The organism is uncultured Porphyromonas sp., from assembly GCF_938023125.1.
Taxonomy (GTDB): domain Bacteria; phylum Bacteroidota; class Bacteroidia; order Bacteroidales; family Porphyromonadaceae; genus Porphyromonas.
Genome location: NZ_CALHDW010000011.1, coordinates 143,287 through 154,792, shown reverse-complemented (window position 1 = coordinate 154,792; position 11,506 = coordinate 143,287). Strand labels below are relative to the sequence as shown.

The window sequence follows — 11,506 nt, the reverse complement described above, 5'->3', positions numbered from 1 at the left end:
ATTCAGCATATTCTGATAGTTGGCCCTGAGGGTTATTCGCAGAGAGTATTATTTCATTGTCCATACTTTTGTCTTTATGATTTTACGCAAGAGGCTCTTGCGTGAATGTTCTTGTTGAATTTATGACCAGCCAAACTGCTCCAAATATATTATAATTGATTGAACTTACTCATGGCATTCGCCTTGATGTCGTCGGCAATGTCAATATACGGCTTCATCGCCTTGTAGTCGCTATGTCCCGTCCACTTCATCACCACCTGCGGAGGAATACCCAAAGCGAGGGCATTACAGATGAACGTTCTGCGACCAGCGTGCGTGCCAAGCAAAGCGTATTTAGGCGTAACCTCATCAATGCGCTCATTACCCCTATAATAAGTTTGGCGCATAGGCTCGTCAATCCCTGCCATTTCTGCCAATTCTTTGAGATAATCGTTCATCTTCTGATTGGTAATCACAGGCAGCACCTTGTCATCTTCAAATGCCACATCTTTGTATTTATCAAGGATTGCTTTGCTGTGATTGTTCAATTCGATAATCAGGCTATCAGAAGTCTTAACCGTTGTCACCTCAATGTGGTCACCTTTAATATCACTTCGGCGAAGATTGAATACATCAGAATAACGCAAACCTGTAAAACATTGGAAGAGAAATACATCACGCACCCGATCAAGAGCTTGCTTGGCAGCTGGTATTTCGAACCCTCGGAGTTTGTTAAGTTCCTCCCAAGTGAGAAAGATGATTTTCTTTTGGGTACTCTTGAGTTTGGGCTTATAACTATCGTAGGCGTTGTTTTGATGTACACCTTTCTTGAAAGCCCAGCGCAAAAACCATTTCAAGAAACTCAGTTGCTTGCCAATGGTTGTATTGCGCATCTCCTTTACATCACGCAGATAACCCACATAGTCATTCAAGCCTCGCTCATCAAAGAACTCAAAGGTAAGTCCTTCACGAAAGTTGGTCAAATGATTTTTCACGGCTGCAAATTTCTCAAACGTGGAGTCCGTCCAATTGTTCTGACGTCCACAATCCTCGACAAAATCATCAAACACCTGAAAGAAATCACAAGGCAACGCTTCTTTCTTTGGCTTAGGTTCTTCGCTCACAGGTTTGTGCAACGCATTGAATGCTTCTTTAATTTGTTCAGGTGTTGGCATTATTTCTTCTACTTCAAACTTCTTGAAGATTTCCTGCACCTCGGTATAATAGCTCAAGAGTGAAGCATTGATTTCAGAAGCTGATTGTTTCAGTTTGTTTGTGCAACCGTTTCTTACACGCTGCTTATCAGAATCCCATTTCGCAGCATCAATACGATAACCTGTTGTGAATTCAATTCGTTTGGAAGCAAAATTGACACGCATACGGATAGGCACATTCTCAACAATGAGAACTCCGTCCTTTTTCCTGCTTTCCAACGTGAAGATAATATTCCGCTTGATGTTCATACTTTTGGGTGTTTCGATTTCTGCACCCAAATTTACACCCCAAAATTGATTCTACCAAAGATTTCCCATGAAATCTCATTTTATTAACACTCCACTTAAAATGCTATTATACAACATATTGAACGTTTATGATACTATCCGAAGGTTCAAGAGAAAGAGCCTCTCTCTCCGCTGGAAGGTTTCAGAAGGTCTTCACAAGGGTCTTCAATTTAGCCTTCAAAAAGCAGATAATCGTTGTAAAATCAAGGTTTTACAACGATTTTTCTTTGTATATAGCCCTATTGTCTGATGGCATAAATCCTCTTTTGACAATCATCTTTCGGTCATATTCTGCTACACATAGTGCTACAGAAAAATTGTAGCAACAAAAAATGTAGCAGTGACGAGGTTCTGAATACCAATTTGACGGCATCAATTCTTTCTCTTTCAATGGTTTAGATAGTAACTTTGTAGCCGAGTGCTACACTAAAGAATGATGCATTATGAGAATGAATTTCAAGGTATCCTTCTACCTACGCTCAAACTATGAGAATAAAGAAGGGAAGTCGCCTGTTATGCTCCGTGTATTTCTGAATGGAGAGATGGCAAATTTCGGTTCCACGAAAATCTTCGTGGACAAAACATTGTGGAATAACACAGGTAGTCGCCTTAGAGGTCGCACCAACGAAGCCTTGTCGGTCAATGTCGCATTGGACTCCATTTCCACTACACTGAATAGTATTTTCCAGTTTGAGAATGATGAAACCCTGTCGTTGGACAAGATCCGTTCGTACTTTGTCGGAAAAGACAGAGAATACACTACTTTCCTTCCTGTGTTCGACAAGTTCAATGATGACATCAGGCAGCGTGTTGGTCATACCATTAGTCAAGACAGCTTGCAAAAGTACAGTGTCCTTAGAAGACACTTTGGGGAGTTTCTATCCTATAAGTACGCTTGCAAGGACATCAATCTGACAGAACTCACACCTGCCGTGGTTCAAGACTTTGAGTTATATTTGAGTACTGGTTTCTTTCTTCTTATCAAACCAACCAGAATTTCCTCCCAATACGAGAGCACTCTCGTCTTTTGTAATTTGATCGTTTTCAAGAGAAACGACAAACTCTTCAATTCTTTTTCTCTTCATAGAATTTTAATTACTAAATAGTGAAACATCTTGTATTACTTGCGATTGAGTATGCGTGAGGAATCTGTGCTATGCCGTTCTATGCGCTGATTAAGTGATGACTTTCCAAAGTAATAAGTGAAAGAAACAGAAAGACCAAGATCTTCTCCCCATGACTTATTCCAACTTTGGAAGTGTGGTGTTTGAGTTTCGGTTATACCCCATTCATGAAAATGATTACCCATAGAGTGCCTCCATGCTTTGTATCCCCATAGGGAAAGCATAGTATTGCTTCCTAGTGATTTACGCATTCTGAAATTACACTGCATCATACCTACACAGGTCTCGTATCCCCATCGAGATGGTGCCGAGTAGCTTACGTCAAAATCTGCCGTCCAGTGGTGTCGTTCTGATAGAGTGAAAGCGTTACTGATACTACCGGAGGCAAACCAGGATATCCTCAATGGAAATGTCGCTAAATCGGGCACTGATATTTTAGGCTTGAGTGTTGCCCTACTAATACTTGCATTTCCATTGAGAAACCACCAAGATGTCACATTGAGACCGTACCCGAATGAGATCCCCCACGAATGAGTATCTCCATAGTTCAACTCTTTTTGTGCGATTACATTCTTGTCCTCAACAATAGGAATAGCTAGAGTGGTGTCGTGACTTTTTGAATAGAATAGCTTGGTGTATAGATTCTTGTAACGAACATTCACTGCTTGATGTGAAGACCGAGTAGGACGAAGTGTAGGATCCCCTTGAGAGTATGTTGTAATAGAATGCCACTGTTTGAATGGAGAGTAGGATGCAAAGTTGTGGTAATAATTAGATGTAGAGAAACTATAAGTAATCGAAAACTTTTCTCCACTCCACGCTATGTCCAAGTAGGGTAATAAATACCAACGACGACTATAACTACTCAGCGGATCCTGATTAAATGCTCCTTCGGTCTTGTAGTACTGAGCATAAAGTCCCCCATAGCAGGTTATTGAATAGGGGAAAGCATAGCTGACCAAAGCGTAGGAAAGGAGGGTGGTCTCGTTGTATTTAAGGTCTTGATTGTTGAATAAATACCCTATGGGCATTCGTGCTATGTCGTATATTTCCTTATAAAAGGCTTTGCGATACTCTACTTGTGATCCAGCATATAGATTAAACTTAGAGGAGAGCGGAATCCGTGCTTTTATCTTGGCTTCATAACTATCAGTTTTCATAGGAAAGTGAGCTTGATAATCCAAGTAGAGCGGAGTTTCTTGTAGATCACTGCGTCTATACTCGTGTAACGCTTGATGCTGGAATTTGCTCCATAGTCCTGCCAATTCCATCGAAAGTCTAATTCCATTGGAGAACTGTCCCTGATAGTATAATGCACTAGCCCAATAACTGTCTGTGTATTTACTTGACATTGCTCCTGAAAAGACTGAGTCTGGCATCATCGTACGATAACGAGTGGTGGTTATTTGTTCTGGGGTTCCTCTATAGTTGTACCAATCAACCGAAGCTCCAATCAAATGATTGCTTACAAGTTCATATTCAGTAGTCAAGTTAAAGTCGAACTGCTTACGTCGAGTATTCTGCTCCCGTTCTCGATCTATGTGTTGCAGCGTATTAAAGTAGTGCGTACTCTCCTCTCCTCGTTCGTAGTCCCTTAGATTACGGGCACTGAGATACATTTGCGTATGCCATTGGGGAGTTTGATACAGAAGCGTGGTACTTCCCGTCTGCTTCCAATAATGTGTTTTTATTATTTCCCCACGCAATGAACCTTGGAATCCCACATTATCATCATTAACGACAAGATCAATTACAGCACAATCATCATCTACACCATATTCTAATGGAGGTTGGTGCAGAACTTTCAATGAGGATAATTGACTGGCCGTAAGAGATCTTAAATAGCTAAATAAAGCAGCAGGAGAGAGACGAGAACGACGCCCATTGATATAGAAAACAACATTTTTTTTGTCCGCTACACGTAGGCTTTCTAAGCCAGAGGTTGCCACCAAAGGGATATAGGAGAGAAGGTCTGCAATAGAACGATTACCGGTAATTGTCTTATTTCGAATTTTGCATTCAATTCCTCCAATAATGGGCTTGGTTTGTATTGCTCGCGCCACAACGACCACCTCGTCTAAAGTTTCTGTTTCCTCCTCTAGTACGACTTGTTGGGGAATGTCTGAGATGTCACTACACATCAAATGCAAGGGCTTAAATCCCAGACTCGAATAGGAAATAATGCATGGTGGCTTGGGACAAGGTAAAGAGTAGCACCCTAAAGAATCTGTAATGGCTACTGCAATGAGCGTCGAATCGGGAAACTGACGCACGCAAACACTTGTAGCCTCTACGGGTTCTCCACTAAAAGATGAGACGCACCCCTTCAACTGTGATTGTGACCATCCTATGAGCGTAGAACTCAAAAGAACAATAAAAATCCCCAGTACACGAGACACGAACTCTCCCTCTTTGATAAATAAACTCTTCAACAGTTGCATATACAACCTCCTATCCTGCTTTGAATTTGAAATGGGAAATGCAAAGCCTCTCACCACTTAGTCAATTTGTTTTATTCCCCTCACCAATATTCCTTATATCCTAGAAAATAGCAAACCACCCTTCCCTACGGTCAAACGTACGAATAAAAACTTTAACTAGCAAATCTTGGACAGAATTTCTTTTTTTATGTTTTCCATCATGTTTTCCCTTTTTCTCGATTATTCCATCATCTTTCTGTCTTCAAAAGCCTGCCGACATTCATCGGGTGCCTGTGGTGTTCGCAGGTATCAAACACATTGTTGAACTTGATATTTGGCAATAGCTTGCTTCTATCAGCACGTCTGTACTGCAGGAATGTAGTTTAATATAAACCAAATGGACAGTTTGCCTTAAGTATCCCCGGTAGTGTCTGGAAAAGTGTGTAAGGGTAGTATCCTAAGCGAGCGAAGGAGCCAGGCATCAATCTCGGACTTACAGCCTCGGGCTAAGAAGCTAACCTGTTGTTTACTATAATAGCGACCATAAATCTCTTGGGAGATTTCCCCAATCTGTTCCGTGGTTAACCCCTTGCTGTAGAGCGATGAAAAGAGACGGGATTTCTCTTCTTCCTCGCTTCGAATAATCCCTAAAAGCATCGGATGAGAGTTCCCTTGACGACTCCGGGGAATCTGAAGGGCGAATTCCAAATGACCAAAACTCCAGCGTCGGGGACGGTAGCCATTGCTGCTTTCCTGAGACCCCTCTTGCCATAAGCTGCGCTCCTGTTTCATCAGGCTATTCAAGATTTCGCTCATTAGGAGGCTAAAAACTCTCCTTGTTCTTTGTCAAATCAGAAATCATTTCCGATATTTGTCCTTGTGTAAGCTTCATAAAAACAGTTCTTGTTTTCTATTTTATTTTTTCAAACTCAAAAGATAAGAACCTTGGAGGCTTACACACTTTTTCCGGACACTACCTACTCAAAGATCTATTGGGGGATTGGCGAAAGGAACAAGGGGTGGTACACGGCCGTGTACCACCCCTTGCCTATCTATTTATATGACGGACGTGTGTGTCTCTCACTCTCTGTCCGCATACTTCAGAGAGGGAATCAATCCCCATCATGTACGCATCGTACGTAGCCTTTGGCAGCAAATCGCCCTCCCAGATAATCCCTTAGGTGAGGTCTAACCAAACTAGGTACCGGGTGATTATATCCGGCAATCATACCAAAGACATAGCGATCTGTCTCTCTGTTCGATGAGAAGCGAGTGGATGACCAGTAGACCCTTCTGGATGTTTGGTCGCCCAATGCATTGGTCGCTGTTGATTCCTGTCGGTTATATCGTCTAATACCTGTGAAGTTTTCCCATCCATATGCTGCGGGTAGATTCCTATTTGCCTGGTATGGCGGATCTTGATCGTCCAAAGCCATCAGCATAATCGCCAACTCTGCAACAGAGGGCAACCGCCACTCCCGCCCAAGGGTCTGGCAAGCGGCTTCAGCGTCTCTATAGGGGGTATGCCCCAGCCATGTATAAGAGCCATTGGCCAGTCTATTATTAGAAATAGTCTCCTTCCAAACATAGAATGTACGAGTAGGACGATTGAAGATAGAGCGCTCGTTGTGCTTTGGGAGAGCGCCTCTCGTTATCTTCATAGATGCGGGGCGAACAGACTTCTCTTCCAGATTACATGTGATTTTGTAACTATTGCCAACGTCTACACTCGAAAACATAGGAGTCTCCGGCTCTATCTTTGCGTTAATAACCGCCTTACCCAGCTTTCTCGCACAACGATAGTACATGTTCCCTTGAGCATACTTGCCTGCCTTTATATAGGGTTGCACATAGTCTACATATTTCCAGAACTGCATTACTTCATCTCCAGTACCAAATCCACTTCGGGGCCAACTCACAGGGTCGTATATTGCCTCGGTAGCGTTGTAGAGAAGCTCTCCATAGTAAGTCATGGAGTTGTTTCTCTGCTGCCCGGCTCTTGTACTGGTAACAAAGTGCCTAAAGTCATCATAGGGGTAACGATCGAGGTAGAGCGGATTATCATTGGGGAGGCTGAATAAACCAATCCCCAGAGAGATATACTGGTAGAGCGCCGGTAGGTACCAAACCATCTCCTCTCGGTCGATAACGCCATTGCCATTCTCATCTCTATTATACTTCAAACACTCAAGGTATGCCTTATGATCCTTATATGAATTATCGAGGTTGTCGGTAATTACTTCATACCCATCTCGTGCAGGCTGCAGAAGCGTGCTATAATTCATATTGGGAGAACCGCCTTTTGGTTGTCGATTAGCCAATGTCACATAGTAGGCATTGGCACCATTCGCCACAGAGCCTTGTTCTTGGATCTTAACACCTGCTCCAGCTACCATATGACTCTGGTCGAAGGTGTAGTAGGAGTGGGGCTGCTGTATCGCCTGGATACCAAAAGCGGATTCTCCCCTTGGGAGCACACTTTCTTTGAGCGAGTAGTGCGTCACAATTGCCGCTTGACGGAAGAGGATATCCGCCTTGGTGTACTGCGACTCTCGGTCTCGACTGATCTTGTGACCGGAATCGGTATCGTTGAAAATGAACAAGCCAATGTAACGGTCGGGTTGGTTCACAAACGTACGCCAACCATCCTCTTCCCAGTTGCCGGAGAAAGTAATGTTGCTTGGTTTCGTCTTGTAGTAGTACTCATCTATGTAGTAGGTAACGGTAGCTCCGGTTGACTTGTAGTCCGGTAGCTTCTTCAAGAATTGCTCCAAGGTCAATCCCTTATCATTCGTATCGTATGGCAGGATATTCGCATTCTGATTCACACTATTATGGAATCTAAAGCGGATCCAATCATTATCAAGCCCTGCAGGCTTGGGAGTATTAAAGTCCCTACCCACTCTCTCCAGATTGTCGCAGAAGGGGGTCTTAACGATATAGGCCATCTGGCTGACATCGCGTAGTTTCGATAGCTCAGCAGCCGTAAAGGTGAGTACTCCGTATCCGAAGGGAGAGTCTTTCATCTCGAGTCTCTTGTACTCTAGTACATTCCCGGTTACCCCGGTATTGACTTCGTTGTCTCGAACTACCTCGGTCTCAACTTCACCTACCCCATTGATCTTTACGTTGTAGGTGTAGGAGGCGTTGCTCTCAGCTTCCCAGTTGTTTGCTTGGTTATTAACATAGCCCAAGTGGATGATGTAGTGCATCTCCTCGGCACTGATACCGGAGTTGTTGGGTCTCTCTTTTTTGAAGTCTCCCACGATCTCTATATAGGTAGCGTAGGGATCGGCATATACGAAATCTCCATTCTTGACAAAGTGATCCTGGAACGCCCCTTGGTTAATGTGGTAATTCCCCGGAGCCGTAAGGTCGATGCTCTTCTCTTGGAGCTCTCTCTTTTTGAAGCCCGGGCAGACTTGGTTGTTTCTGGTTTTCTTACTATTGGGCGGCAAATAAAAAGTAAACTCTTTGCCCCCTTCTTCCATTAGCATCAAGGGGCCCTTGTCTTGAGCCTTTATGCCGGGATAGTAGTAATTGGCATCTCCGGTAAGTGATACAATAGGATCGGTGGTATAAGGCATGGCATGCTTTGGTAGATTGCGAATATACCATTCCTTAGGTGTAAAAGAGACTTTCGAACCATCGGTGGGATTATCGGTAGTGATAACGACGCGCACCTTTGCGTCGAGACGCTTCAGAGGAATAACGATCTGTCCTGTACTCGTTACTTTGGCTTCTAAGGACCCTACCATCAAGAATGCCGGTTCAATACGTTGCACCGACTCCTTCTGAAGAGAGACCTTGAAAGCCTCTAGGTCGCTGAGCGAATTGATGTTGTCTAGGCTCGTCTTCTCTACTCCGTAGATGGTTAGATCCTCCCCATAGTTGGCAATAAGCACGAACGTATAGGTAGCGTTTGTGAATAGATAAGGCTTCTTGCTAAATGCCCTTTGGGTGCCAGGCGTCAAGACTTCTCCGACCTCCTCGTGATCACGGTGTACAAGCGTTCCATCCTTGGCAAAAACCATCAAATAGAGGTTCTGCACCGTGTTTTCTACACTTTCTTCTGCAGATGCACGTAGTACACTCTGAGGAGTGAACTCGCTTAGCCCGGCACAGATGTTGACTTCTATCTCTTCCCCATCGCCCATATAGTTTCCTCGGTCTTCGACACAAGAGGTCACTCCCATCACAAGGAGGAGAGACATAACCGCTAGGGCAATAGTACTATATATCTTATTCATAGTTGTATTTTAGTTTGCATCAAACAAATGGTTCGGGATTGACAGTCTTTTCGGTCCAGGGGGTCAACTGGTATTTAATGGTCACTTCCTGGAGACTGATGATTAGGTTCAGCTTGTAGTTGTAGCTTGGGTAGAGATCGCCTTGGCCCGGCTTTACGATACCACTGGCTACAGTAGTCTTCGCATCCCCCGTACTGATGGGGAATCGAGCAGAAAGCTTTTCTCCACTAGAGAGATTGAGCACGAGGTCTACCTTGGGCTGCTGAGCATTGGGGATACTCCAGAGAGAGCTAAAGATCGGAGCCGAATAAACGATGACATCCGGAGCCTTGCTCGTACCATCAAGAGGTGTGGAGGGATTCGCCAATGTAACGGCCGGGATATTGCACCTCCAGGCACTCTGGGGCTGGCCAACGTATTGGAACTGATCCGTATCGATTCGGTTTGCCGGCGTGGCTTTGGTAAAGAAGAAATTGTACGCCTTAGAGAGATTGGCAAAACTGATGGCGGCCGAGTTCACCGATATGCCTTTACTAGCCCAATATTGGCGGGTTGTTTGGTCGACAAAGAGACGGACCTCTACTCTACTCAACTGAGGATAGAGAGCGACCTCCTTGGGTGTGTCTTTGGTTATGCGGGTATGCACGATCTCACTGTATCCGCTATAGATAATATTAGCGTCTGTAGTGGTGTGGCCATCAACCTTGGCAACCAAGTTTTGTAGTTGGTATTCGTGAGAGAACTTGGGGATAGCAAACTCCGTTACCCCAGCTCCATTGAAGTCGGTCGTTACACCAGCTGCGTTTAACGTAGGAAATACGACATAGTTTAAAGCGGTAAAGCTATTGTCGGTCTCGCCCTTAGGGCTGATGGCATACGCATAGAGCTTCTTAGAGCCCGGAGCTATATTTGGGAATGTAAAGAGCACATTCCCGGAAAAATCGACCTTCTTTGCTTGCTGTGCCTCAACAATACCCTTATTGTTTACCACACATACCAGCACACGAGTAGGCTGTATGTCATTAGGATTAGCAGCGCCAACACCCGCACTCCTCAAGCTGAATGCACAATATAATGGGAGTGGTTCGTTGTCAACGTCTAGCTGAGTATCTCTCTTGTTGCAGGCAGTAAGGCAGAGCAACATCTGCAGTACTACCAGAATTGTTATGTAATGATTCCCCTTCATAGTCGGTCTCTCTCTTAGAAAATAGGATTTACATCTGCTGCTGTCCAGGGGGCAACTTGTATCTCAGTGCCGGGACAAGAATAGAAGAATGTGATATCCATCTCCTGCTTAGTTAGGTCAACATCTGTTGCCTTGGTGCGTAAATAGTCTCCGAGATTAAGAGAATGTAGAACTCTGTTACTCGTTTTTTCTATCAGTTCAAAGGTAATTTGGTTTACGGAGTTAGGATCGAATCGCAACATCGCACCCGGTATTGCCATTCTGCCTCGCTCGTCCTCTTTGAAGTCCTCAAAGAGATAGGTGACTTTGTCCGTCAATGTATTGCCGGCACCATCGCAGAGCCCCGGTACAAGACCTATTCTCCACTGATATTGATTTTTGCTAAAGTCAAAGTTTTCTTTGTCCAAACCTACATATATATTGTAGTGGATAGAGTAAAGGCGCACGTAATCGATCTGGCTATTAAATGCTTCGCGCCCCTCAATAAGGGCAGAGCCAAGATAAAGATGGTCATTGATACCCGACTCTTTTCCATTAAAAGCATTGGGCTCCCCAAGGGTAATGCTGTTACCTAGAGAAGAGTCTGTACCCTTGATCAGTGTCTTATCCGAAACATTGCCTATAGCTACGACCTTATACTTGACCCCTTGCTTCAGATTGAACTTAACAATAGGTGTGGGATCGGAGGGCGTATCAGTATTAATATCCTGACGCTCTATGAGTTTGCCGGAATTGGCTTCATATATATACAGCTGCACAGTCTTGATGTACTTAGGAAGAACCTCCGTAGTGCCATCCGCATGATATGAGAGTGCTATGCGATTGGTATAACACTTTGATAAGTCATCCCTCAAACAACTACTCAACAGCAGTGAGGTAGGCAATATGAGGGACACTAGTGTCCAAAAAAATCGTTTTGTAATCATACTACATTATGTGTGCATTATATTGCTGTACTACAGCAAGCCATGACAATTAATTGTTCAGAAAAGAAGTGGGGAGACCCGGAAACTCCCGAAAGACTCAAGGTCTCCCCACAATATTG

At 44.0% G+C, this 11,506-nt stretch carries 5 protein-coding genes and 2 pseudogenes; 1 reads left to right on the top strand and 6 read right to left on the bottom strand.

What is annotated here, in order from left to right; translation table 11 throughout:
* Window positions 1-149 precede the first annotated feature (149 nt).
* A complete protein-coding gene (locus Q0090_RS03560; RefSeq protein WP_297947510.1) occupies window positions 150-1,442 on the bottom strand; it encodes a site-specific integrase in 1,293 nt (430 codons plus the stop codon).
* 482 nt (window positions 1,443-1,924) lie between these two features.
* Between Q0090_RS03560 and Q0090_RS03555 the strand changes: the two are divergent.
* Window positions 1,925-2,446, top strand: a pseudogene (locus Q0090_RS03555) (phage integrase SAM-like domain-containing protein); the annotation flags it as partial.
* Window positions 2,447-2,601: 155 nt separating this feature from the next.
* Here Q0090_RS03555 and Q0090_RS03550 read toward each other — a convergent pair.
* The 5 genes and pseudogenes from Q0090_RS03550 to Q0090_RS03530 all read right to left on the bottom strand — a co-directional run bounded on the left by Q0090_RS03550 (window position 2,602) and on the right by Q0090_RS03530 (window position 11,387).
* Window positions 2,602-5,046: an outer membrane beta-barrel protein gene (locus Q0090_RS03550; protein WP_297947508.1), complete on the bottom strand. Its 2,445-nt coding sequence runs from the start codon at window positions 5,044-5,046 to the stop codon at window positions 2,602-2,604.
* A gap of 390 nt (window positions 5,047-5,436) precedes the next feature.
* Window positions 5,437-5,847, bottom strand: a pseudogene (locus Q0090_RS03545) (transposase); the annotation flags it as partial.
* A 290-nt stretch (window positions 5,848-6,137) separates the two neighbouring features.
* Window positions 6,138-9,275 carry a fimbrial protein gene (locus Q0090_RS03540; RefSeq protein ID WP_297947506.1) on the bottom strand — a complete coding sequence of 1,046 codons (3,138 nt, stop codon included), beginning with the start codon at window positions 9,273-9,275 and terminating at the stop codon, window positions 6,138-6,140.
* Between the two features lie 19 nt (window positions 9,276-9,294).
* Window positions 9,295-10,461: a hypothetical protein gene (locus tag Q0090_RS03535; RefSeq protein WP_297947505.1), complete on the bottom strand. Its 1,167-nt coding sequence runs from the start codon at window positions 10,459-10,461 to the stop codon at window positions 9,295-9,297.
* Between the two features lie 14 nt (window positions 10,462-10,475).
* A complete protein-coding gene (locus tag Q0090_RS03530; protein WP_297947503.1) occupies window positions 10,476-11,387 on the bottom strand; it encodes a FimB/Mfa2 family fimbrial subunit in 912 nt (303 codons plus the stop codon).
* Window positions 11,388-11,506 lie beyond the last annotated feature (119 nt).

What these genes read in the sequence shown, in the direction of transcription:
- Q0090_RS03560 (WP_297947510.1), bottom strand. Translation starts at nt 1,442, where the DNA reads ATGAACATCAAGCGGAATATTATCTTCACGTTGGAAAGCAGGAAAAAG.
- Q0090_RS03550 (WP_297947508.1), bottom strand. Translation starts at nt 5,046, where the DNA reads ATGCAACTGTTGAAGAGTTTATTTATCAAAGAGGGAGAGTTCGTGTCT.
- Q0090_RS03540 (WP_297947506.1), bottom strand. Translation starts at nt 9,275, where the DNA reads ATGAATAAGATATATAGTACTATTGCCCTAGCGGTTATGTCTCTCCTC.
- Q0090_RS03535 (WP_297947505.1), bottom strand. Translation starts at nt 10,461, where the DNA reads ATGAAGGGGAATCATTACATAACAATTCTGGTAGTACTGCAGATGTTG.
- Q0090_RS03530 (WP_297947503.1), bottom strand. Translation starts at nt 11,387, where the DNA reads ATGATTACAAAACGATTTTTTTGGACACTAGTGTCCCTCATATTGCCT.